We start from the raw sequence: 23,923 nt of genomic DNA on the forward strand, positions 1-23,923 counted from the left end.
TACATCTGTTAATGATGCGTCTTTTATGCTGTCTTCCACCCCGAGAGTCCTCAGAGTATTGATTGCCGACGATCATGAGTTGACAAGATGCGCCCTTAAGTTTATGCTCATGCGCCATCAGTTTTTACAGTTGGTGGGGGTTGCCGGCAATGGCAAGGAGGTATTGGAGAAGGTTGAAAAGGAGCGTCCCGATGTGGTGATTTTAGATATGCATATGCCCGTCATGGATGGCTGGAGTGCCTCCCGCATCATTAAACACCACTGGCCAGAGGTGAGAATTGTGGCTTATTCTTCTGTAGAGGGGGGCAAAGAGAGGGCTTTGGCAGAGGGGGCAATAGTAGATGCTTTTTGTGAGAAGGGGACTTGTGTCAATAAACTGGTTGAGGTGATTCGCTCATTATTTTAACAATCAGCGGAATTTAGACGCAATAGGCATCCGCCAGCCTGTGCCAAAGGCACGATCGCTAATTTTGAGGGTAGGCGCTGCTTGTCGCCGTTTGAATTCCGCTCTTCTGACCAAATGGATGACCCGATCGACGGTAGCAGGGTCGTGACCCCGTGCCACAATCTCTGGGCGGGAGGCATGGCGATCGATGAGGTGAAAGAGAATATCGTCCAGGATGTCGTAGGGGGGGAGGGAGTCTTGGTCAGTTTGATTAGGTCTGAGTTCGGCACTGGGGGCTTTAGTGAGGATGGCAGGGGGAATGAGCACACCAGGTGTGAGATGCTGAAGGGGAAAATCGGGGGCAGCATTCAACCAATGACAAAGACGATAGACTAAGGTTTTGGGGACATCACCAATTACGGCTAAACCGCCGTTCATATCGCCATAGAGGGTGCAATAACCCACTGCCAGTTCTGACTTGTTGCCTGTAGATAACAAAAGATAACCAAATTTATTGGACAGTGCCATTAGGAGAGTGCCACGGATACGGGATTGCAGATTTTCTTCTGTGACATCGGGGGGTTTGTCTTGAAAGAGCGGCGCAAGAGCTTGGTCATAACTCTGCATCAAAGGAGTGATAGGGATGACAACAGTTTTGATGCCTAAATTATCTGCTAGTTGTTGGGCATCGGCAATGGAATGGCTGGAGCTATAGGGAGAAGGCATGAGCACGCCTAAGACATTTTCTCTGCCCAGAGCTTCCGTAGCAATTGTTGCCACTAGGGCAGAATCAATCCCTCCACTCAAGCCTAAAACTGCTCTCTGAAAGCCGCACTTGTAGGCATAATCCCGCAAGCCTAAAACCAGTGCCTGCCATACCTCTGCTTCTGTTGCCACCCCATACCCAGGCGTAACGGGCAGGGGAAAATCTCCCTTATTCGTGTCAAATTCTACGAGCAACAAATCAGGCTGAAAACTTTTAGCCCTCGCTACTACTTCTCCCTGCCTATTCACCACAAAACTATTGCCATCAAAAATTAAATCGTCATTCCCCCCTACTTGATTGACGTACACGATCGGTAATTCATACTTCTGGGCATGGTGTTGTAGTATTTTTTCCCGCAGTCTTTGTTTTTGCATTGTAAACGGAGAAGCAGAGAGATTGACTAACAGGTCGATCGGTTGTCTGACCAATTCTGCCAGGGGATTCTGGTCGTAGAGGGGGTCGAGAAAATCCACATCGTGCCACAGGTCTTCACAGATGGTGACACCAATCTTTATCTTTTTTTCTCCTACCTGTAGAGATAAAACGTTGGCAGTTGTCCCCGATCGGAAGTATCTCTGCTCATCAAAGACATCGTAGTTAGGCAATAGTCTTTTAGGAAAAACCTGGCTGATTTTACCACCCTGCAGACAAACGGCACTGTTCCAGAGGGGTTGACCTACACCTGTTGTGGCAAAAGTTGGTGCGCCCACTAAAACGGTGATGTGCGGTGGTAGGGACTGGGCTAGTTCGGCTAAAGACTGCTGCGTGGCGTGAATGAAACTGCGATCGAGGAGTAAGTCCCTAGGCGGATAGCCACACAGAGCTAGTTCAGAGGTAATCAATACATCAACGTCTTTCGCCAAAGCCAGTATCTTACGGGTGTTTCCCTCCAAGTCGCCAACGATCGGGTTGATTTGGGCGAGAGCAATACGCATAGGGGAACTTAGAGCAATTTTTTGTTATCTTAGCAAGTATAGTTCTTGGCTAGGGTTTATGGCTGCTAAGTCCACCATTTTTCAGGCGGGACACCCTTACAATTTCCACAACTATGTTGATCTGCCCTTTGAACCAGAGGACATCTTACAAGCTTTTGACTATACCCTCCGCCATGACACCCTAGACCTTGCTCAGGGTTTTGTCCCCCCTGAACGCTGCCAAGAATTGCAATATCGTATTACCCGTAGTCTACGCTCAATCAGTTTGAGTAGCGCCAATGCCCGCCGCGAAGTTTTGGTGGCACCTGTTCTATTAGAAATTGCAGATTTTACCGAGGCGCAACTGCGAATTGACTATCCCGTCAAGGTGAGTGAACAACTCCAGGGCACAATTGATTACTATCTCTACAAAGCAGAAAAACGAGTGGTGGTTTGTCATGCCCACAATAGCGACCTGAGCAAAGGTTTTACCCAACTGGCAGTGCAGATGATCGCCCTCAATCAGTGGCAACCCAAGGAGACTAACTTATTAGGAGCTATCACAGCAGGCGATATTTGGCAGTTTGGCGTTCTCCACCCCGCTAGCCGTCTGATTTGGCAGGATATAAACCTCTTTCGTGTCCCCGCCGATTTGCCTAATTTGTTGCAGGTGGTAGTGGCAGCTCTTTTACCCTAAAGGGTAGACGGACTTCAAAGCGAGAACCTACCCCTGGTGTACTCTCTACACCGATCGTGCCCCCCATCATTTGCACTAGTTCCTTGGTAATAGCTAAACCCAAGCCCGTGCCGCCATGCCTGCGGGTAGAAGACTGATCTAGTTGGCGGAACTGCTCAAAAATCCGTTCTTTGTACTGGGGTTCGATGCCAATCCCTGTATCCTGTACCACAATACTGACCATACCATCTTCAGCTGGTCGCAGTTCTACGCGCACCTCTCCCGCATCGGTAAATTTGATAGCATTGGAAACCAGATTGGTAATCACCTGGCGGACACGCCGGGGGTCTTGGTAGAGGGTACAACGACCATAGTTGTTTTGAAACAGAAACTGCAGGGACTTTTGCGTTGCCAGGGGTTGCAGACTTTCGCAGGTGTGATGGATAAGTTCATCCAGGTGGAAGTATTCGGGGTGTTGTTCCATCTGTCCCGCTTCAATTTTGGATAAGTCGAGAATGTCATCAATCAGCTCTAGTAAATGCTTGCCATTCCTGAGAATGCGCTCAATCATGTCAATTTGATTTTCTGTGAGGGGGTCGCGCTTCTGCCGCAATAATACCTGGGAAAACCCAATTACCGCATTCATCGGTGTGCGCAATTCGTGACTCATGTTCGCTAAAAACTGGCTTTTGAGTTGTGTGGCTTCCAGGAGTTGGGCGTTTTGGGATTCAATCTGCTTGATTAACTGGGCATTACTAATAGCAATCGCTGCCTGAATACCAAAAGATGCTAACAAATTACAATCTTCCCGGGAACTGACTTGTTTTAAGGTGGAATGCCCAATTGCCAATACCCCTAATCTGCCCGATCGGCTGGACTCGATCGGTACACAGAGAGCGCTCTGCAAACGCACACTGTCCAATAAGGGAGTATCGCCTTCTGTCACCTGTTGGGGGACACCTTCTTGGAAGACACGGGTGAGGACACTCTCTTCGTGCAAGGGTAACCCCTCTAAGTTGACATGTAATCCCTTCGTGGCAGCAAAAACTAACTGTTCTTGCTTCGTGTCGTATAGGGCTAAAATACCCACTTCTGCCCAGGTAAAAGCATCACAGGTGGCTTCCACGATTGATTCTAATAGTTCATCTAAGTTATCTAACTGTTGGTTGATTAAGTTAGTCAGCCGTTGCAGGATGCTCATCCGCTTTTGTTGTTCAATCATTAAATAGTTGGTCTCTTCCAACATCTTTTCTCTGTAGCGTTCCTGGGTCACATCCCGCAAAATCATCACACTACCCAACTGTTCATTAGCAACACCCAGCAGCGGAGCGGCTTTCGTACTGAGGATGACTTCCCCCCGATCGGGATGGTACATAATAATCTCATCTTCGACTACTGTACCCTTCTCCATAGCAGGAAAGACGACTAGTTGTTTGGGGTCAATGGGTTGCCCCTTGCTATTGCGGATATTGAACTGCTGCACTAACTCCACCATGGAGTTTGCCACCACGGGCGAAGATTGGGGGTCACAGGCAAAACCCAGCATCTGTCGTCCCGCCGAATTGATTTTCAAAATCTTGCCCTGGGGGTCACAGAGTAAAATGCCGTCTACTAACTGTTCAAATAGCGTCGTCAATTCCTCCCTTTGCCGCGCGATCGTTTGTACGCTCTGGGCATTACTAATTGCTGTTGCTAAGCGTCTATCTATGGAGTTGAGCAAATTCTGACTTTGGTCGGAAAGGGGGGTAAGACTGGCTAGAAACAGAACACCCACTAAACTGCGTTTGAGGCGGAGGGGCCAAGCAGAGAGGCTGCGGGGGATAATATTCCCGATCGGTGTAGCGTAGAGAAAATCACTGTCTGTATTCTCCCAAATCACTGGCTCTCCCTTCTGGGCAGCTTGCCCCACAATCCCTTCCCCCAAGTGCACTACAGGCGGTGAAGAATTGTGTCCCCACTGGGCGCCCAAGACTAACCGATCCTCTTGCCAGAGGTAGATTGTGCCCATCTGTGCCCCTGTGAGATAGCAGACTTTTTCTAGACTGTTTTGGACGAGCTTATCCAAATCAGTGGTACTGACAAGGACCTGGTCAAGGGACTGCACACCGTACTGAATATCCCGCGCTGTGAGTTTCTGGGTTTCCGCCTCCAGTTGGTCTGCCATGCGGTTAAATGCTCGGGCAAACTCCCCTAGTTCGTCGTCCCGCTCGATCGTCGTCCGCACCGACAAATTCCCCGCTGAGAGGGCTTCCGCCACCATCGCCAGTTCCGTCAGGGAGGGTTGAATCCGCTGCAATATCGAGAGCGCTACATAAATTCCCACTGCCAGCCCCACTACCAAACAACCGACAGCAACTACTGTGGCAACGGACTGAAATTCAGGGCTGCCCACATGGACGTAGAACAACAAAAGCAAACAAGCCGTCGTTAGCAGGGAAACACTTAAAAACAACCCTGACAAAACCCGACGGATTAGACTCGATCGGCGATAGGCAGGCGCAGCAGACATTCAGAGAGGCAAAAGAACCATCTCTATTTTGTCACAGACCTTCACTCACCGCACTTTTACTGAATATCGCGATACCCCCTTGCCACCAGGCGATTGCCCAGGAAGGTAGCGTTGATGGTACCTCCTTTACCGTCCGACCAACTCACGATCGTTGCCACCTGTTCTCCCACCGACTGCTTACGGTTAAAGAGACGGAAGAAGAAACCTGCTTGCTGTTGCTGGGCTAGGAGTTTTTTCGCTTCACTGCTGTCTTTACCAAATCTGGGGTCAATGGCTAGGACTTTTCCTTCCCCACCCAAAATCTTCTTGACACGGTTGTAGCTCATTCCCGCCCGCAGACAGACATAGTTCTTGCGGGTAACACCAGGGGCACCACAGCTATAGCGGGCATTGGCAAAAGTGCGATCGTAGTGTTGGGGTGGTAGTTTCGCTAAATCCAGAGTAGGACCTGAGAGCAGTCTGCCGCCCAATAATACCAGCAGCACAATCAAGGCAATGAAGATAATGTCTTCCACCAGAGCTTTCCAAAGGTTGCGGCGGTGACGGCGCTTTTGCCACTCTACCTTCCCCCTTGCCCACTCTTCCCAAGCAAAAGTATCAATCCAGTCCAGGGTTTGCGCCAGTTTCTGGCGTGTGAATTCCCCTGTTGCCACGATCGCCTGTTTCGGTTGGCGAATGAGCGTCTTAGTCGTGTTAGTAATTGCAGTAGTCAGTTGAGAGTTAGTCAACCAACCTTGGAGACGGCGCACTAGCGCCCCCCCTCTCCGTGAACCTGTGGCACTCCCTGGTGAGCTTGTCGAACTCCTTAGTGAGCTTGTCGAACTACGGACGATTGAGCGATCGGGAGCCAAGTAGTTGATGGGAAAACGATGGACTAGCAGAGATTCCCTGGTGCTAACACTGATAAAGGACAGCTCAATAGACCTGATACCAGCTAAGGGCAACCGGCGCAAAAACTGTTCCAACTGAGCAATAAAGTAAGCAAGTTGGGGGTCATCAGGGGCAGCCGACAACAGGGTAAAACCCAGAAACAGAGTTTCTTGGTCGTAGCGAATATCCGCTTGTTCGGGCGCTAACAGGTCAATGTAATCGGCAATAAAGCTGGTGAGAATCCGTTGAAATCTTTGCCAGGATTGTCTATCTTCCAGATTTAACTTACCCATTGTCTTCGCCTCTTGCTCTAAACTGCCCAGTTATTTGGCATCATATTTGTACAAGGCAATATTACCCAGGTTAGGTGATACAATTTCATGGCATTTGGCACAGATTTAGAGCTGCTGCTGCGGGCGCGCTACCCCATTATAGCGATCGGGGCATTGGCGGAAGAGGAGGTAGAGGCAGAGGTTGCCGAGGTTGCCAAACGGCTGGGGCGTAGCCTGTATATTTGGGATTTTGTCGAAGGTTACCAGGGCAGTCCCACTAACCAGGGAGTGGGCAAGCGCAATCCCCTCCAGGCATTGGAGTTCCTAGACAAAATCGAGGGAGGAGCAGTTTTTCTCCTCAGAGACGGCGATCGGTTCTGGGAGGATGTAGCTGTCAGTAGGAAGTTACGCAATCTCGCCCGCCGACTCAAGCAGTTGCCCCAGAATCTGATCTTGCTGGTCACGACCAAGACTGTGCCGGAATTTCTGCGGGAAGTGGTAACAGTCATAGATTTTCCGCTGCCCAGTGCCGATCGGATTCGCCAGGAACTGCAAAATTTTGGGGTAAAGGAGCAGGAGTTACTAGAGGAACTGACCAGGGCTTGTCAGGGGCTGTCCTTAGAGCGGCTGCGCCGGGTTTTGTCCTTGGCTATAGCTGATCACGGCGAATTACGCCATGGCGACGGGCAGTTAATCCTAGCAGAAAAGCGACAAAGCATTCGTCAAACGGAAATTTTAGATTTCTTTCCTGACACCACGGGCATTGACGACATTGGGGGCTTAGACAACCTTAAAGAGTGGCTACTGAGGCGGGGGAATGCTTTTAGCGATCGGGCACGGCAATACGGCATTCCTTACCCCAGGGGGTTATTGTTAGTCGGCATTCAAGGGACAGGAAAATCTTTGACAGCAAAAGCGATCGCCCATCACTGGTCTTTACCTCTCCTGCGCTTGGATGTGGGGCGGTTATTTGCTGGTTTAGTGGGAGAAAGTGAAGCCCGTACCCGCCAGATGACCCAACTAGCGGAGGCGATGGCACCCTGTGTGCTCTGGGTAGACGAAATTGACAAAGCCTTCAGTGGCGACGGCAGAGGGGATGGGGGGACAACCAACCGTGTCTTTGCTACCTTTTTGACCTGGATGGCGGAAAAGACGGCACCGGTGTTTGTCGTTGCCACTGCCAACAATATTCGCGCCTTGCCCCCAGAACTGCTGCGCAAAGGGCGATTTGATGAAATCTTCTTCGTCGGCTTACCCAACCAGGAGGAGCGGGCACAGATTTTTGCTGTTCATCTCAACCGCGTGCGGGGCTACAACCTGAGAAACTATGACCTCGATCGCCTTGCCTATGAAACCCCCAACTTTTCAGGAGCAGAGATCGAACAGGTGATCATCGAAGCTATGCACATTGGCTTTAGCCAAAATCGCGACTTTACTACCGAAGATATATTGGAAGCTGCCAGTCAAATTGTGCCCCTTGCCCAGACCGCCAGTGCCGAGGTGGAATATTTGCAGGAGTGGGCTAAATCGGGAAAAGCTCGCCTGGCTTCCCGATCGGCATTATTCCGTGACTAGTTGTTTGAGATAGCGTTCAATGAGGACAATAGCTACCACATCATCAAAATCACGGGGGGGGATACGCCAGGATTGGGGTAAAAGTTTGAAGATGCCTTTGGGGGGGTAGAGTTGCCAATACTTCTGCCGTGCCTCCAGGGTGCTAAATTTTTCATCTACCAAAACTACCTTGACTTGGGGTTCTAGTAAATCCCGCCAGGCTTTGCTCCCTGTACCATTGCCCACAATAATCACCGAGATGGGGTAATCCGCCAAAATTTTTGCCACCCGCTCGATCGTGCGGGATGTGGGTACTACCTCCTGCACCCAGAGTTTCCGCTCGAAGTCCATCACTGCTAAACCACACTTACTTTTACCGGGGTCAAGTCCAAGAAACACCGCTACCTCTCCTCTTAGACAGAATTTAGCGCTAGGATTACTATATGACAGGGGTAACAGGCAAAATGACAAGCCGCTTTACTGTGCATTTTTGGGGCGTGCGGGGCAGTATTCCCACCCCAGGTATTTCTACAATTCGTTATGGGGGCAACACTTCCTGTGTGGAAATGCGCTGCAATGGCAAACGCCTAATTTTTGATGCAGGTACAGGCATTCGTGTCCTCGGTGACCACCTGCTCCAGGAAATGCCCCTAGAGGCACATATCTTCTTTACCCACACCCACTGGGACCATATCCAAGGCTTTCCCTTCTTCACCCCCGCCTTTGTCAAGGGCAATACCTTCCACATTTACGGCAAGGTCTCCCTCAATGGGGACACGATCGAGAAATGCCTCTGCAACCAAATGCTGGACCCCAATTTCCCTGTCCCCCTAGGTATCATGGGTTCCACTAAGTACTTTTACAGCCTGGAATTTGGGCAGGTGGTAGATTTGGGCGATGGAGTAACTGTAGAAACAGGCAGGCTCAACCATCCAGGGGAGGCCATGGGTTATCGGGTGAGCTGGCAGAATCGAGCAGTTGTCTATGCCACTGATACGGAGCACTACAGCGATCGGGTGGATGAAAATCTAGTTTACCTCGCGCGTAATGCGGATTTTTTAATCATGGACTGCACCTACACCGATGAGGAATACTGGTCAGATACTAGTCCCAAAGTGGGCTGGGGGCATTCCACTTGGCAAGAGGGAGTTAAGATCGCCAAAGCTGCCCAGGTTAAGCATCTAGTGGTTTTTCACCATGACCCCGCCCACGATGACGACTTCCTAGACAAAGTGGGTGCAGAACTAAAAGCGGCTTTTCCCAACGGCATAATGGCGCAGGAAGGAATGGTGTTAGCGGTAACGCAACAGGAGGAAGAATTATGCCCGATCGGATGATGTTTTTTGAAGATACCTATGTGGTGCTCTCCCCGCGCTTAGAACAACAGTTTGTCTCTTACGCGGAACTCAGGCAAATTTTGGCTAGTCTGTTAGACCAAGCGGGGGTGGAAATACCAATTGATCTACGGGGACTCCATCGGGAAGCACAAATTGACCGTTTACTGGCTACAGTGTGTGAGTTTAGCACCGCTGAGGGAGTGTGGCAGTGGTATGTGGTCAGGCTAGAGAAATAAACAAGCTATGTTAAGATTCTTCAAGGATTAGGGGAGTGTGAGGGTGATGAATTCCTACCGCAGTCATGCCAAACCTATCCCCATGGGGGTCATAGGGGTAGGCAATATGGGGCAACACCATGCCAGGGTTTTGAGTCTCCTCAAGGATGTGGATTTGGTAGGTGTGGCGGACATAAATGTCGATCGGGGCTTAGATACAGCCAGCAAGTATCGGGTGCGGTTTTTTGAGGATTATCGAGAATTGTTGCCCCTGGTGGATGCGGTGTGTATTGCTGTCCCCACTAGACTCCATCATGAAGTGGGTATGACCTGTCTAAAAGCGGGAGTGCACGTCCTGATTGAGAAACCAATTGCCGCTACCATTGCTGAGGCGGAATCCCTAGTCAATACAGCCGCAGAAACCGATCGGATTTTACAGGTGGGGCACATTGAAAGATTCAATCCCGCTTTTCAAGAGTTAGCAAAGGTGTTAAAGGGGGAGACAGTATTAGCGATCGAAGCCCATCGCCTCAGTCCCTACTCCCACCGCGCCAACGATGTGTCCGTGGTGTTTGACCTAATGATCCACGACATTGACCTCTTGTTAGAATTAGTGCCAGGGCAGATTACTAGACTCAGTGCCAACGGTAACCACGTCTCTGGGTCGGGCTTTTTAGACTATGTGACCGCCACGATCGCCTTTGATAACGGGGTAATCGCCACGCTCACCGCCAGCAAAGTCACCCATCGCAAGCAGAGACGGATTGTTGCCCACTGCAAAAACTCCCTTACGGAGGCGGATTTCCTCAACAATGAGATTTTAATTCACCGCCAAACTGTTACTGCCAATGCGGATTACAGTCAGGTACTCTATCGTCGCGATGGGCTGATTGAGAAGGTCTATACCAGCAACATTGAACCTCTCTATGCTGAATTGGAGCACTTTGCAGCCTGTGTGCGGGGGGGGAAGCAACCTTCTGTGGGAGGAACACAAGCTTTGCGTGCCCTGCGGATTGCCAGTGTGATTGAACAGACAGCCCTTGATGGTCAGACCTGGTACAATCATGAGTTCAATCTTAGAGAAATCCTGCGCACCAATTGACCCGGAGGTTTTTCGTCCCTTTGGGCAGGTCATTTACCCCACGATCGATGGCAAGATTTGGGATGCGGAAGAGGCACAGTTGGATTTGAGCCAAGGGGTACCCCGTGTTTACCTGATGCAGCTATCAGACCAGGGTTTGGTTTTCGACAGAATTACACAACACCGCCGCGTCACCCAATGCTTAGCTTCTGTAGCAGGGCAGGAGTGGTTTTTGGGGGTAGCTAGTCCTACTATTCCGGCGGCTAAACTGTCAGTGGCAGATATACATTTATTTCGCATTGTGGGAGTTTGTCTGGTCAAATTAGAGGTGGGCACTTGGCACGCCGGTCCGTTTTTCCGCCAGCCTGAAATGGTATTTTTTAATCTGGAATTGCAAGATACAAATATCAATGATCATCACTCTGTGCAATTAGGGCAGCCCATCCGCTTTAGGATTGAATAATCCAGTTTTATACTTTTATTTTGACATGACCAAACAAACCCTGGGGTCGCAACAATAGCATTAAAAATAGAATGCCAAAGGCAACAGCTTCACGGTAGGCATTCCACTGGGCTGGTACGAGGGATTCGGCTATGCCAATTGTAAATCCCGCTAGTACTGCCCCCCCAATACTCCCCAAGCCCCCTAACACAATTACAGCTAATCCCTTCAACCCAAAACTAATGCCGAAATACGGACCAGCAATACTGACACTTGCTCCCACTAAGGACCCTGCTACTCCCCCTAAAAAGCCTGACAGAAAGAAGGTAAGCGTAATAAATCGATCGGGGTCAATCCCCAATAAAATAGCCACATTAGGGTCTTCCGCCACAGCTTGCAGGGCTTTTCCCCACTTAGTGTAGTTGAGGAGAAAGGTGAGAAGTGCCAGAATGACAACGGACACAGCAAAAATTAGCACTTGGGCAGTTCTGACTTTGATATTACCGACAGTGAGGGCAGTGGGGAGATTGCCGAAAATATCGCTTTTGAAGGTGTAAATTTCCGCACCTACCAGGTATTGAATGAGGTTAACTATAACCACTGCCACGCCCAAACTGGAGATGAGAGTAAGTAAGCTATCGGCCTGTCGGTAGCGCAGGGGACGAAAACACCATCGCTCAATGGCCACACTAACCAAACCAGCGATCGCGCTCCCCGCTATCACGGCTAGGGGAAAGGGCAAGTGGAGAAATTTGGGTAGAGATTGATTAGCTAAAAGCCCGTTGAAGCCAAATTTACCACCATGCCAGCAATAGGTGAGATAAGCACCCAGCGTAAATATAGCCCCATGGGCAAAGTTGATAATCCCTAACACGGAAAATACAAGGGTATAGCCGAGGGCAAAAATGGCATAAACACTGCCAATAGAAATACCATTAGCCAGTTGCTGCCAAAAAACGTCCACCCCTGTTGTGCTAGGTTAGAAGAGTTGCGATCGTTATTTTATGCTAAGGGGATTGCCGTTTTGGTTGATTTGGTTGGGATTTGTTACCTATGCGTTTGTGTTGGCACCGCCCGATCGTCCTGACACCTTAGACTTGATTCAACGCCTGATCAATATGGACATAGAAGGGATCAATCCAGCGATCGTGGCTTTGTTTAATTTGATGGGGGTGTATCCCTTAATTTATGGCTGTCTGTTGTTTGCCGATGGACAGGGGCAGAAGGTGCGGGCATGGCCCTTTTTCTTGGGGTCAGTGTTTGTGGGAGCCTTTGCCTTACTACCCTATTGCGCCCTCCGTGAACCCAATCCCCAATTCCGAGGTACTCCCAACTGGTGGATCAAAGTGACAGATTCCCGCATCACAGGCTTTTTACTGGCTATAGGCACCATATTCCTACTGCTTTACGGTATTAAGTACGGGGATTGGTCTGATTTTGTCTATCAGTGGCGCACCAGTCGTTTTATCCACGTTATGAGTTTGGATTTTGCTCTCCTCACTCTCCTCTTCCCCTGGCTGCTAGCTGATGACATGGCAAGGAGAGGTCTCCAGGACAACTACCTGCTCTACCTGTTTGTCAGTACTGTGCCTCTCATCGGTCCCGCCGTCTATCTCACCATCAGACCCAATCTCATCCCTGCCTCCGCCACTGCTTAACTGCTGAAACGATCGAGGGTGCGATACTGAATTGCTTCTGCCACATGATGGGCTTGGATAAAGGGGGAATGGTCAAGGTCAGCGATCGTTCTGGCTACCTTTAACACGCGGTCACTGGCGCGGGCGGATAGTCCCAACCGCCGAATTGCTCCTTCCAAAAGAGAACGACTGCGATCATCTAGCTGGCAAAACTCCCGCAGGTGGCGGGTCTGCATCTGGGCATTACAACGAACAGAACTCTCCTGGGCAAAACGTTCCTGTTGCCACTGTCTAGCTTGGGTAACACGCTCTCTGACTACTGCTGAGGGTTCCCCTGTGGTGCTAGAGGTAATTTCTTCTGGTTTGAGGCGGGTAACTAGGACTTGCAAATCAATGCGGTCCATCAGGGGACCGGAAAGACGTGCCCAGTATTGCTCCCTCTGTTTGGGACTGCAGGTACAGGGTTGGACGGGGTCACCCCAATAGCCGCAGGGACAGGGGTTAGTGCTTGCCACCAGCATAAACTTAGCCGGGAACACCACTGATTGCTTGGTGCGGGAGATAGTGACAAACCCATCCTCTAGGGGCTGGCGCAAAAAATCCAACACATCTCGCTTAAATTCGGTCAGTTCATCCAAAAACAACACCCCATTGCTAGCCAGAGAAATCTCCCCCGGTCGGGGAAAACTGCCACCCCCCACCAACGACGGACCCGATGCGGAATGATGGGGACTACGAAAAGGTCGATCGGTAATCAAGCCCTTTCCCTGCAATAGTCCTGCCACTGAGTAAATGCGGGTTGTCTCCAATGCCTCTTCTGGTGTCATGGGGGGGAGAATAGAAGGTAAACAACGGGCTAGCAAAGTCTTGCCTGCTCCTGGCGGTCCGACAAAGATCAAATTGTGTCCCCCGGCAGCGGCAATTTCTAGAGCGCGACGGGCATGGCTCTGTCCCTTTACCTCCCGCAAGTCGTAGCTGGGAGTATTCACCACAGCTTGTTCTGGCTGCTGATAAATTGGCTCTTGATAACTGGCAGGGTCTTGGAGGAATTGCAACACCTCTCCCAGGTGGGAAAAGGCATAGACGGCTATTTCTCCTACTACCTTTGCCTCTGCCCAGTTGTCCTTTGGCACAACTACACCCCGTTTCCCTAGTTGTCTGGCGGTAGCCGCGATTGGCAATACACCACTGACACCCCGCAAACTGCCATCTAAAGACAGCTCCCCTAAAAACAAGAGGTCGGCGGGTACTTGTACTTGCTCCGTTGCCGCTAGGACTCCCAAACTGATGGGCAGGTCAAAACTGGGCCCCTCCTTACGCAGGTCAGCGGGTGTGAGATTGACCACAATTTTACGCAGGGGAAAAACATAGCCTGTGTTTTTGATGGCTGCTTTCACCCGCTCTTTGCTCTCCTGCACTGCTGTATCCGGCAACCCCACCACTGCCATCCCTGGCAATCCCGCCGATATATCCACCTCTACTCCCACTTCCACCGCATCAATCCCCACGATCGTGGCACTGGCAACCTTAGCAAGCATCCCTTTTCCCCCTTCCTGCTTCGATCGTATAGAATATCTGCAGCTATTGCAGGCTAAGCATGGAATATCGGGAGTTAGGCAAGACAGGGGTCAAGGTTTCTGTACTCTGCCTGGGTACGATGACCTGGGGTAGGCAAAACACGGAAGCAGAAGGTCACGCCCAAATGGACTATGCCCTCGATCGGGGTATCAATTTTTGGGACACAGCCGAACTCTATGCCATTCCCCCCACCGCTGATACCTACGGCAAGACGGAAACTATCATTGGCACTTGGTTTGCCTCCCGCAAAAAACGAGACCAGGTGATTCTTGCCACCAAGATAGCAGGGCCAGGACTGAGTTGGATTCGCAACGGGGAAAAGTACGATCGGCGCAATATTTTCCTGGCAGTAGAAGGGAGTCTCAAACGCTTACAGACGGATTATATTGACCTCTATCAACTCCACTGGCCCAACCGCGGTAGCTATCACTTTAGCCGCCATTGGCAGTATGCCCCCCAATTCGATCGGTCGGAGGTGGAAGCCAACATGATCGAGGTGTTGCAGGCACTCCAAGATTTAATCCAGCAGGGCAAGATCAGATTTATTGGACTGTCTAATGAAACCGCCTGGGGAACCATGACTTACCTGCACCTGGCGGAAAAACTCAATCTACCCCGTGTAGTCTCCATTCAAAATGAGTACAGTCTCCTCTGCCGTTTGTTTGAGCCGGACTTACACGAAATTGCCGTAACGGAGAAGGTGGGGTTACTAGCTTGGTCACCTCTAGCAACGGGTATGCTCACAGGTAAATACTTGGATGGACAGCGACCGCCTGGCTCCCGCTGGACTTTACCGGGCAACATGAATTCCCATCGCAACACCAAGCAAGCCAACAGTGCTGTCCATGCCTACAAAGCAGTAGCGGCAAAACATGGTCTCAGTCTGCCCCAAATGGCACTGGCTTTTGTGCGGCGGCAACCTTTTGTTACAGCAGCCATCATTGGTGCTACCACTATGGATCAACTTCGCCACAACATTGATTCTATAGGAGTGGAACTCTCCCCCGATGTCCTAGCTGATATTGAAGCTGTCCGCCGTGATTACCCTATGCCCTACTAGCTATGTCCTACAAAGGTAATAAGTCCCACCTACCCCAAAAAATCTGTGCTACCTGCGGCAAACCTTTCACCTGGCGCAAAAAATGGGCAGACTGCTGGGAGGAAGTAAAATACTGCAGCGATCGTTGTCGTCGCCACAAACCACGGTCTGTAAACAACTCTTAACACAACTTCCCTCTGCCCTCGGTTAGACTGGAGATGTCCGTTAAGTTTTGTGTCTATGATTGAGCCAATTTTGCTGGGAATGGTGCTGGGGCTGATTGTGATTACGCTGGGTGGATTGTTCTTTGCTGCCTATCAACAGTACCAACGCCAACCTTTTTCTAATAAATAACTATTGCCCCCGATCGGTCTTGTCGGTATCATAGTAAATCCTTGCTTCCCTAGGAAGCCTAGTTTTCCAGTCTCTGCTTCGGCAAGCTCAGCAAGCACGGCAAGCTCAGCAAGCACGGCAAGCTCAGCAAGCACGGCAAGCTCTGGTTCGACGAGCTCTGGTTCGACGAGCTCACCAGGCAGGGGCTGGGGGCAGTAAGTCACTAGTCCACAAGGAGAAACTATGAATCGTCTGTACGAAACTATGTACATCATCCGTCCCGATCTGCCTGACCCAGATGTGGAGGCGGTAATTAACAAATATCAAACGCTCCTGCAGGAAAACCAACAGCAGGGGGACTACATTATCGTGCAAAATCGGGGCAAACGCCGCATGGAATACAAAATCAAAAAGCATCGGGAGGGGATTTATGTGCAGATGAACTACAGCGGTCCCCCCACGATCGTGGCTGCCTTGGAAAAGATGATGCGGATTGATGAAAATGTCCTGCGCTTCCTTACCCTAAGTAGAGAGTTGGAAGATTTAGCTGATAATGAGAAACCCCCTGCCTTGGAAGTTCCCACGGCCCAGGAAGTGACCCCAGTTGCTGAACCGGCGGAAGTTAGTTAGTCTGTGCTGGGGGCAGACACGATCGTTGCCATTGTTACTGCCCTTGGCAGTGTGGGGATTGTCCGTCTGTCAGGTGCGCAGGCAGTAGCGATCGCGCAAAAAGTCTTTCGCACTAAAGGCAAGTGGGAGAGCCATCGCATTCTCTACGGGCAGGTAGTTGACCCTCAGAGCCAAACAACAGTTGATGAAGCTCTAGTTTTATACATGGCAGCCCCCCGTTCCTACACGAGGGAGGATGTGGTGGAGTTTCAGTGCCATGGGGGGACAGTAATTGTCCAGCAAATTCTGGAACTTTGTCTGAGGCAGGGAGCACGCCTCGCTAATCCAGGCGAATTCACTTTGCGGGCATTTCTCAACGGACGGATTGACCTTGCCCAGGCAGAGAGCATCAAAGACCTAGTGGGAGCGAAATCCCCCCATGCCGCCCAGTTAGCCCTAGCGGGACTGCAGGGTAAACTCTCCCAACCCCTCAAACAACTGCGTGCCAAATGTCTAGACATCCTCACCGAGATAGAAGCCCGCCTGGACTTTGAAGAAGATTTGCCTCCCCTCGATGCAGAAGCAATCAAAACCCAGATAAAAGGCATCAAACAACAAGCTGCTCTCTATCTAGCTACGAAAGACAGGGGGGAACTGATTAGGTCAGGTATCAAAGTTGCCATTGTTGGTCGTCCTAATGTGGGCAAATCCAGTTTATTGAATGCTTGGAGTCGTACCGATCGGGCAATTGTGACAGACATTCCCGGCACTACCAGAGACATTGTGGATTCCCAGTTAGTGGTGGAAGGCATACCGATTACTGTCTTGGATACAGCTGGCATTCGTGATACCGACGACCTAGTGGAACAAATGGGTATGGAACGATCGCGTAAAGTTGCCCAACAAGCAGATTTAGTCTTGCTAGTCATTGATGTCAGTGTAGGATGGACACCTGAAGACCAAAAGATATATGAACTAGTAAAAGAAAAACCGATCGTTTTAATCCGCAACAAGACCGACCTGGGAGAAAAAGACAACATCCCTGCCCTTGACATTCTTGCTTCTGTTAGAACTGCCGTTGCCCAAGGAGAAGGCATCTGGGAATTGGAATCCACCATCCTCAAAATCCTCAATGCCCAGCAGATACAAGCACAAAACCTGGACTTTGCCATCAATCAACGACAGGCAGAGTGTCTTTATCGGGTAGTTGAGAGTTTAGAGCGAGTAGAAGAGGCAATCCACCAAGGACTGCCCCTCGATTTTTGGACGATCGACCTGCGGGCTGCCATCCGTGCCGTGGGGGAAATTACTGGGGAAGAAATTACAGAATCTCTCCTTGAGCAAATCTTCAGTCGTTTCTGCATTGGTAAGTAGAACTAAACGGAGATTACCAAAAAATTGGGTCTAAAGCCTCGCCCTGCAAGGCGACTTTTTTTGTTTAGTTTGTGGTACAGTAGCATCAACAGTACCCAAGGGCATTGGGGGAACTGCGGCTTGTGAGCCTCGCGACTCGGGTGAGCGTCGCCGAACACCGAACGCTGAACCAAGAACAAGAATCCTTGTCCTTCAGGACAGGGAGTAGGTCAAGATGTGTAGTGCAAGAGAGTGATAATACTGTAAACCAGCATCACAACTTAGGAAGTAGAGATAATTTGGCATGTCAAACTGTTCAAGTTTGCAGGGTTTTCTGTTGATTGAGGTCAACAATTTCCCCCGATAAAAACTGGCGATTCATTTCCCGAATTTTGGCAGCAGCTTCATCGTAAAGGAAAGGCAGCGTAGCATATCTCACCCCTTTGGTTACAGGTGTTGCCTCATGCAAAATGGAGCAGGAAAAAACAACGCAGCCTCCCGTTGGTGCACGATAGGTGCGACTGCCGTACTCAGGAAACCGTAAATCCCCCCCCTCATACTCTTCGGCATTTAAGTTGATCGTCACAGCAAAGCGGCGATGGGCTGTCCCCTTAGTTGTGTTATCGCGGTGAGGACGGAAAAAGCCCCCCACTTCCCCTTCATAACAAGCTACGATAAAACGCTCGATACGAGTAACATGGAAGTTAAAGGCTTTGGCAATTTCTGGTACCAACCGTCTAACTAAACAAGCACGAAAATGGGCTTTAATCTCTTCCGATTGAATTTCATAGTCTTTCCGCCGTTTGAAGGAATAGTCCTGAACTCCGATCGTTTTACCGTCTTTCTCCCGCATAAATCCCGATTCACTCCCGCCATGGGTCTGATAAAGACGAATTAACTCTCGACAAAATTCTGGTTCAAACACACGGGGTACAATCAGTATAGGGGCAGTCAAAGGTACCTGGGCATAGTCATCGATCGGGGGCAAACTCTTAAGGACGTTATCAAGAATAAGATTGTGATTTTCATTGATGGGAATATTTGCTAATACCCGCAGATTGGGATCAAGGACGAGAGTGAAAGGTTGAAATACGAAACCCGCACCTTCTTCTGCCCTGACTGCACCATAGCGCTTACTAACTTCCAAGTTAAAGTCCCAGAAAAAGCGAATGCCAGGGATTATTTGAGTGACTCGATGTTGCTCCTTGTCCTGGGGGTCAATGCTCACGCCGAAGAAACACAGGTTAGAATCATCGAAACGGGGGCGCAGGTCTTGATAAATAAATCTAAGCAGAGGGGGCACCTGGGGCAAAGTTGTAGACCCAAAGAAAGAAAGGACAACATAACGCCCCGCCACTGTGTCAAAGTTATAGTTGGGATTAGTCGTGCATTCACACTTAAACCAGGGAGCAGGATCACCTACCAATAGCGGCATAAGCGTTTTGGGGATAGACTGCAGTCATAGATTAACATAAAGAGATGGACTGCTTGTTCTGTCCAGGGTTGCTGCTGCACGAAAATCACCCCCAGCTCTAATAAGTTTTATCGAGTAGAGAGTACGTAAGTTTGTAAAAAATCCAATCACAAAGTATGAAAAAAGTAAAAAACAGATAACTAACTGAGCAAAAGATGAGTTTATGCTTAACAGTGGTTAGAGACATGAGCAGGAGACAAAGATGAGTACTTTTGAGGGAGTGGTATTGCCAGAAATGATTGAGAGTGCCATCATTAATGGCGAAATGAGTTTAGTGTTTCAGGTACAGAGTTGTCTGAGTACAAATAGTTTATTTGGTGTAGAAGCTCTAACTCGTTGGCGAGCACCTAATGTAGGAAGAATTGATACTAGTAAAATGATTAGGGCGCTGGAGAGTAGCAGTTTATCCTTAGTAAGACAGTTCCATGAGTGGCTACTACAGGAAGCCTTCGGTTACATATCCCTATGGCAAGAAATTGGTATAAGAGTGCCAATTTACATCAATTTTTCTAGTCGCTACCTCCAGTGCAAGGAATCACTGCATTACATTCTCTACTTAGTCCAGGAATATAAGATTGACCCCCATTATCTAGGAATTGAACTGACAGAAACTGCTCCAATTACCGATCGGGAGGAAATCTTTTTTGTTCTACACCATCTCCATCTTCTAGGTGTTAAAATTGTCCTCGATGATTTCTGCACTTCCTACTGCTCTCTAGAATATCTCTGTGATTTCCCTGTGGATGTTATTAAACTAGATAAAACTTTTACCAAAGGTTTAGTAGACCCTTCCCCTGACCGACGGGCTGCTATTACTACAATCTTGCATCATGTGACCACGATGGCACATAATTTAGGGATAGCTGTTTTAGCGGAGGGTGTGGAAACGATCGAGGAATTGGCAGCCGTAACTGAACTGGGCTGTGATGCTTACCAGGGTTATTTGCTAAGTCCCCCTGTGCCTGCTCCCCTTGCTCGTATTATGCTTACTGACCAAGCTAGAAGTGGATTGAATAGATTTCCTCTCCGCACTGCCTAGTAACTCTCTTCTTAAGAACGATGTAAAAGGCGGTCTCTCAATTTTTTAATCCGATCGCGCAGGACTGCGGCTTGTTCATAGGCTTGTCGGCGGGCAGCTTCTTTCATTTCTGCTTCCAGCTTTTCTATCAGTTCGGGTAGTTCATCGAGACTAAGTTCTTGGCTGTGATTTGCCAGATATTCAACTTGTTGTTCGTTCAAACGCCGAGAGATCGACAAGAATTCCAAGATGGCATTACTCGATCGTTTGACTATCGGCTGGGGTGTAATACCGTGCTTTTTGTTGTACTCTATCTGCAAGGCGCGGCGGCGGGCAGTTTCATTAATAGCTTTTTCCATGCTCTCTGTCAAACGATCGGCGTACATAATGACTTGTCCATTGACATTGCGGGCTGCCCGACCAATGGTTTGAATTAACGATCGTTCCGCTCGCAGAAATCCCTCTTTATCGGCATCTAAAATGGCAACCAAGGATACTTCGGGTAAGTCCAAACCTTCTCTTAGTAAATTGACACCAATTAAAACATCAAAGTCACCGTTTCTAAGGGCTTGCAGGATTTCAATTCTTTCGATCGGTTTCACATCGGAATGGAGATAGTGCACCGCAATATTTCGTTCCTGTAGGTAGGTAGTTAAATCCTCTGCCATGCGCTTAGTTAACGTAGTGATTAAAACCCGCTCTTTTCTTTGCACCCGTAGCTTTATTTCTCCTAACAAATCATCCACCTGTCCTGTGGTAGGGCGGACAAATATTTCGGGGTCAAGGACACCTGTTGGTCTAATAATTTGTTCTACAACTTGCTGGGATACTTCTAATTCCCAATCACCGGGCGTAGCAGAAACAAAGATACATTTCTCTACTAATTCCCAAAACTCTTCTGCTTGGAGAGGGCGATTATCCGCTGCACTGGGTAGACGAAAACCATGTTCTATTAAAGTCAACTTGCGCGATCGATCGCCATTGTACATGCCCCGTAATTGCGGTATGGTGACATGGGATTCATCCACAACTAGTAGCCAGTCCCTGGGAAAATAGTTGACTAAACAAGCGGGGGGGCTACCTGGTTTTCGCCCGGCTAAATGGCGGGAATAGTTTTCAATACCGTTGCAATAGCCCACTGTTCTGAGTAACTCTAAATCATAGCGTGTACGTTGCTCGAGGCGTTGGGCTTCTACTAATTTATTAGCTTGGATTAACTCTGCTAACCGTTCTTCTAGTTCCTGTTCAATCTGTTGGCAAGCTGCTTCTAGTCTTTCTTTAGGGGTGACAAAGTGACGGGCAGGATAGATATTGACCGCCTCTAAGCTTGCTAAAGTTTCCCCCGTCAGTGGATCAAGATAACGGATTGCTTCAATTTCATCACCAAAGAATTCTACACGAATAATCCGATCGTCATAGGCGGGTCCAATTTCCAAGATATCCCCCTTCACACGAAATTTACCCCTGCCCATTTCTATGTCATTGCGGTCATATTGTACTTCTGCTAATGCGAGGAGTAATTCCCGTTGATTGACCTCTGTACCCACGCGTAGAGGAATTGCCGCATTTAAGTATTCTTCAGGGATACCTAAACCATAAATGCAACTCACAGAGGCAACTACTATCACATCTTCTCGCTCAAATAACGATCGGGTAGCAGAGTGCCTGAGCATATCAATCTCGTCGTTAATAGAGGCACTTTTGGCAATGTAAGTATCAGTGACAGGGATGTAGGCTTCGGGCTGATAATAATCGTAATAACTGATGAAATACTCAACAGCATTGTGGGGGAAAAATTGTCTTAACTCATTACACAGTTGGGCAGCCAGGGTTTTGTTGGGCGCTAATACTAAAGTCGGGCGTTGATACTGGGCGATTACATGGGCGATCGTCATGGTTTTGCCTGTGCCCGTTGCTCCTAACAAAGTCTGATAACGATAACCTCTGCGTAAACCCTCTAACAACTGAGCGATCGCTTTGGGTTGGTCGGCTGTGGGTGCCCAGGGAGCTTGGATATTAAACCGCGCCATAAATCATCCACCAATCATTTGTTATTATTCTCTGCCCCACAGCATAATCCAACATCAGTCTGCAGGTGTTGTTTGCTCCTCTTCTCCTCTTCTATCATGCAAATACTCTTGGGAGAATAAGGAATGATAGGCGGCACAAACCCCGACGTATTTGACTGCTACGAGGCATGGTATCCTGTTGCCTATGAACGGGACTTGGATAAGGGCAAGCCCCAGAGTTTTACCCTACTGGGTCAACCCCTCGTGATTTGGTGGGATGGTCAGTGGCGGGTGTTTGCCGATCGGTGTCCCCATCGTCTTGCCAGTCTCTCGGAGGGGAGAATCAATGAAGAGGGCTACTTGGAGTGCCCCTATCACGGCTGGTCTTTCAACGGCAAGGGAGATTGTCAGAGAATTCCCCAGCAACCAGAGGGTGGCGCTGCCCATCATTCCCAGCGGGCTTGTGCTCAAGTGTATGCAGCAGCAGTCAAGCAGGGATTGTTATTTGTCTATGGTAAGCCAGGGATAGAAGCAAATCCAGTAGAAATTCCTGTTGTACCGGCGATCACTGAGGCGGAAACTGACCCCCAAGAGTGGGTCTGTCTGGATACTTTTCGGGACTTGCCCTACGATGCTTTCACTCTGCTGGAGAATGTCCTAGATTCCAGTCATTTGCCTTTCACCCATCACCGATCGGTAGGCAATCGTGCCAATGCTGCTCCTATGGAGTTGAAGATTTTGGAGTCCAATCGCGCAGGGTTTGTCGGTTTTTGGGCGGAAGGACCCCGCAAAGGCCAGTTGGGCAGTCAAACCACCTATTTTGTTGCCCCCAATCTAATGTGGCATGACCTCACTTCCCAACAATTTGGACGCACCTTGACGGTTGTCTATGCTACTCCCATCGACAAAGGCAGATGCCGTCTATTTGCCCGCTTTCCCTTCAAGTTTTCCACCAAAATTCCCCGCTTAATTTTTCGCCTAACCCCCCTCTGGCTGTCTCACCTGGGACAAAATGGGGTTTTAGAAGATGACCAAATCTTCTTACATCACCAGGAACGCTACCTGGAAGCAATGGGGGGTAGTGCCAATGTGGGACGGGCGTTTTATCTGCCGACAAAGGCTGATTTATTTATCTTAGAATTCCATCAGTGGTTACATCACTACCAAGTTGATCCCTTCCCTGGGAAAAAATTACCCCCCCCTCTCCCCAGGGAACAACTCCTCGATCGGTATTACTCCCATACCCAGCACTGTGCTAGTTGTCGGAGTGCGTTGCACCAGATTGAACGGTTACGCCATCTGTCTGTAGGACTAGCGGGCATAGGGTTAGTTTGTGTAGTATTTAACTGGCAGACAGTAGGAGCCCTAGTTGGGTTATTGGCGGGGGCAAGCTGGCTGGGGTTGAGCGTTGTGCGTCGCAAATTCTATCAAGGGCGAGAGATTCCCCCGCGCAATCTATCCTAGTCGCCCCAGGAGATTTTCTACCCTGGCTTTCACTTCATCCCGCACTCGCCTGTAGGTATCTAGGTCTTTGCCCTCTGGGTCTTCTAGCTGCCAATCCTCAAAAATATCCCTAGTCACCCATGCCGGCGGCAAATTGACACCACAGCCACACAAAGAGATGACCGCATCAAAATCAGTGGGTTGGAAATCGCTTAGGGGCTTAGAATTCTGCTGGCTAATATCAATGCCTACTTCTGCCATCACCGCGATCGTTTTGGGGTCAATAAAACTAGCTTCCAAACCAGCGCTGACCACCTCTACTCGATCCTTAGCAAGGGCTTTGGCAAACCCCTCTGCCATTTGGGAGCGGCGGGAATTTTTCTTACAGACAAACATCACTTTTTTCATA

The 23,923-nt window shown here is 49.4% G+C and carries 24 protein-coding genes; 15 read left to right on the forward strand and 9 right to left on the reverse strand.

From position 1 onward, the window contains the following. Positions 1-25 precede the first annotated feature (25 nt). Positions 26-406, forward strand: a complete 381-nt coding sequence (locus tag NZM01_04965; protein MCS6959379.1) for a response regulator transcription factor — start codon at positions 26-28, stop codon at positions 404-406. Positions 407-409: 3 nt separating this feature from the next. Here NZM01_04965 and NZM01_04970 read toward each other — a convergent pair whose 3' ends face one another. Then, on the reverse strand, positions 410-2,086 hold the full coding sequence (locus NZM01_04970; GenBank protein ID MCS6959380.1) for an NAD+ synthase: 1,677 nt from the start codon (positions 2,084-2,086) through the stop codon (positions 410-412). A gap of 58 nt (positions 2,087-2,144) precedes the next feature. Here NZM01_04970 and NZM01_04975 point away from each other — a divergent pair, with 58 nt between their 5' ends. Next, positions 2,145-2,762 (forward strand): hypothetical protein, encoded by a 618-nt coding sequence (locus NZM01_04975; protein ID MCS6959381.1) that lies wholly within the window; start codon positions 2,145-2,147, stop codon positions 2,760-2,762. Here NZM01_04975 and NZM01_04980 read toward each other — a convergent pair. Both NZM01_04980 and NZM01_04985 read right to left on the reverse strand, forming a co-directional pair. Further along, on the reverse strand, positions 2,722-5,250 hold the full coding sequence (locus NZM01_04980) for an ATP-binding protein (protein MCS6959382.1): 2,529 nt from the start codon (positions 5,248-5,250) through the stop codon (positions 2,722-2,724). The genes NZM01_04975 and NZM01_04980 overlap by 41 nt on opposite strands. Before the next feature lie 56 nt (positions 5,251-5,306). Beyond that, complete coding sequence (locus NZM01_04985) at positions 5,307-6,413, reverse strand: hypothetical protein (protein ID MCS6959383.1); 1,107 nt, start codon at positions 6,411-6,413, stop codon at positions 5,307-5,309. A gap of 87 nt (positions 6,414-6,500) precedes the next feature. On the opposite strand from NZM01_04985, the gene NZM01_04990 reads away from it, so the two are divergent. After that, positions 6,501-7,967, forward strand: coding sequence for an AAA family ATPase (locus NZM01_04990; protein MCS6959384.1), 1,467 nt, complete (start codon positions 6,501-6,503; stop codon positions 7,965-7,967). Here NZM01_04990 and NZM01_04995 read toward each other — a convergent pair. Next, on the reverse strand, positions 7,953-8,345 hold the full coding sequence (locus NZM01_04995) for a pre-16S rRNA-processing nuclease YqgF (protein ID MCS6959385.1): 393 nt from the start codon (positions 8,343-8,345) through the stop codon (positions 7,953-7,955). The two genes, NZM01_04990 and NZM01_04995, sit on opposite strands and share 15 nt — an antisense overlap. Before the next feature lie 65 nt (positions 8,346-8,410). On the opposite strand from NZM01_04995, the gene NZM01_05000 reads away from it, so the two are divergent. From NZM01_05000 to NZM01_05015, 4 genes are read left to right on the forward strand one after another with little or no spacing between them, the layout of a single operon-like run. After that, positions 8,411-9,283, forward strand: a complete 873-nt coding sequence (locus NZM01_05000; protein ID MCS6959386.1) for an MBL fold metallo-hydrolase — start codon at positions 8,411-8,413, stop codon at positions 9,281-9,283. Next, positions 9,268-9,519 carry a chlororespiratory reduction protein 7 gene (locus NZM01_05005; GenBank protein ID MCS6959387.1) on the forward strand — a complete coding sequence of 84 codons (252 nt, stop codon included), beginning with the start codon at positions 9,268-9,270 and terminating at the stop codon, positions 9,517-9,519. Before NZM01_05000 ends, NZM01_05005 begins: the two co-directional genes overlap by 16 nt. Positions 9,520-9,565: 46 nt before the next feature. After that, positions 9,566-10,600 carry a Gfo/Idh/MocA family oxidoreductase gene (locus tag NZM01_05010; protein ID MCS6959388.1) on the forward strand — a complete coding sequence of 345 codons (1,035 nt, stop codon included), beginning with the start codon at positions 9,566-9,568 and terminating at the stop codon, positions 10,598-10,600. Next, positions 10,563-11,042 carry a Ureidoglycolate hydrolase gene (locus tag NZM01_05015; GenBank protein ID MCS6959389.1) on the forward strand — a complete coding sequence of 160 codons (480 nt, stop codon included), beginning with the start codon at positions 10,563-10,565 and terminating at the stop codon, positions 11,040-11,042. Before NZM01_05010 ends, NZM01_05015 begins: the two co-directional genes overlap by 38 nt. 7 nt (positions 11,043-11,049) lie before the next feature. On the opposite strand, the gene NZM01_05020 is transcribed toward NZM01_05015, so the two are convergent. Further along, positions 11,050-11,985 (reverse strand): branched-chain amino acid ABC transporter permease, encoded by a 936-nt coding sequence (locus NZM01_05020; protein ID MCS6959390.1) that lies wholly within the window; start codon positions 11,983-11,985, stop codon positions 11,050-11,052. Positions 11,986-12,025: 40 nt separating this feature from the next. Between NZM01_05020 and NZM01_05025 the strand changes: the two genes are divergently transcribed. Continuing rightward, positions 12,026-12,679 carry a DUF2834 domain-containing protein gene (locus NZM01_05025; protein ID MCS6959391.1) on the forward strand — a complete coding sequence of 218 codons (654 nt, stop codon included), beginning with the start codon at positions 12,026-12,028 and terminating at the stop codon, positions 12,677-12,679. Here the strand turns inward: NZM01_05025 and NZM01_05030 are convergent. Then, positions 12,676-14,196: a YifB family Mg chelatase-like AAA ATPase gene (locus tag NZM01_05030; GenBank protein ID MCS6959392.1), complete on the reverse strand. Its 1,521-nt coding sequence runs from the start codon at positions 14,194-14,196 to the stop codon at positions 12,676-12,678. The two genes, NZM01_05025 and NZM01_05030, sit on opposite strands and share 4 nt — an antisense overlap. A 59-nt stretch (positions 14,197-14,255) precedes the next feature. Between NZM01_05030 and NZM01_05035 the strand changes: the two genes are divergently transcribed. The 5 genes from NZM01_05035 to mnmE all read left to right on the forward strand — a co-directional run bounded on the left by NZM01_05035 (position 14,256) and on the right by mnmE (position 17,591). Further along, a complete protein-coding gene (locus tag NZM01_05035) occupies positions 14,256-15,296 on the forward strand; it encodes an aldo/keto reductase (protein ID MCS6959393.1) in 1,041 nt (346 codons plus the stop codon). Between the two features lie 2 nt (positions 15,297-15,298). After that, a complete protein-coding gene (locus NZM01_05040; protein MCS6959394.1) occupies positions 15,299-15,460 on the forward strand; it encodes a DUF2256 domain-containing protein in 162 nt (53 codons plus the stop codon). 55 nt (positions 15,461-15,515) lie between these two features. Beyond that, the gene (gene petG, locus NZM01_05045) at positions 15,516-15,629 is read left to right on the forward strand and encodes a cytochrome b6-f complex subunit PetG (GenBank protein MCS6959395.1); all 114 of its coding nucleotides are present in this window, start codon (positions 15,516-15,518) and stop codon (positions 15,627-15,629) included. A gap of 222 nt (positions 15,630-15,851) precedes the next feature. Then, positions 15,852-16,238, forward strand: coding sequence for a 30S ribosomal protein S6 (gene rpsF, locus NZM01_05050; GenBank protein MCS6959396.1), 387 nt, complete (start codon positions 15,852-15,854; stop codon positions 16,236-16,238). A 3-nt stretch (positions 16,239-16,241) separates the two neighbouring features. Beyond that, entirely contained in the window at positions 16,242-17,591 is a 1,350-nt protein-coding gene (gene mnmE, locus NZM01_05055; protein ID MCS6959397.1) for a tRNA uridine-5-carboxymethylaminomethyl(34) synthesis GTPase MnmE, read from the forward strand. 295 nt (positions 17,592-17,886) lie between these two features. On the opposite strand, the gene NZM01_05060 is transcribed toward mnmE, so the two are convergent. Next, positions 17,887-19,005 (reverse strand): 2OG-Fe(II) oxygenase, encoded by a 1,119-nt coding sequence (locus NZM01_05060; GenBank protein ID MCS6959398.1) that lies wholly within the window; start codon positions 19,003-19,005, stop codon positions 17,887-17,889. A 241-nt stretch (positions 19,006-19,246) separates the two neighbouring features. Between NZM01_05060 and NZM01_05065 the strand changes: the two genes are divergently transcribed. Next, the gene (locus NZM01_05065) at positions 19,247-20,083 is read left to right on the forward strand and encodes an EAL domain-containing protein (protein MCS6959399.1); all 837 of its coding nucleotides are present in this window, start codon (positions 19,247-19,249) and stop codon (positions 20,081-20,083) included. Between the two features lie 11 nt (positions 20,084-20,094). Here the strand turns inward: NZM01_05065 and uvrB are convergent, their stop codons facing one another. Continuing rightward, positions 20,095-22,092, reverse strand: coding sequence for an excinuclease ABC subunit UvrB (uvrB, locus tag NZM01_05070; GenBank protein MCS6959400.1), 1,998 nt, complete (start codon positions 22,090-22,092; stop codon positions 20,095-20,097). A gap of 123 nt (positions 22,093-22,215) precedes the next feature. Between uvrB and NZM01_05075 the strand changes: the two genes are divergently transcribed. Further along, a complete protein-coding gene (locus NZM01_05075) occupies positions 22,216-23,535 on the forward strand; it encodes a Rieske 2Fe-2S domain-containing protein (GenBank protein MCS6959401.1) in 1,320 nt (439 codons plus the stop codon). Here the strand turns inward: NZM01_05075 and arsC are convergent. Next, positions 23,527-23,922, reverse strand: coding sequence for an arsenate reductase, glutathione/glutaredoxin type (gene arsC / locus NZM01_05080; protein ID MCS6959402.1), 396 nt, complete (start codon positions 23,920-23,922; stop codon positions 23,527-23,529). The genes NZM01_05075 and arsC overlap by 9 nt on opposite strands. Position 23,923 lies beyond the last annotated feature (1 nt).

The organism is Pseudanabaenaceae cyanobacterium SKYG29 (assembly GCA_025055675.1).
Classification (GTDB): domain Bacteria; phylum Cyanobacteriota; class Cyanobacteriia; order Pseudanabaenales; family Pseudanabaenaceae; genus M5B4.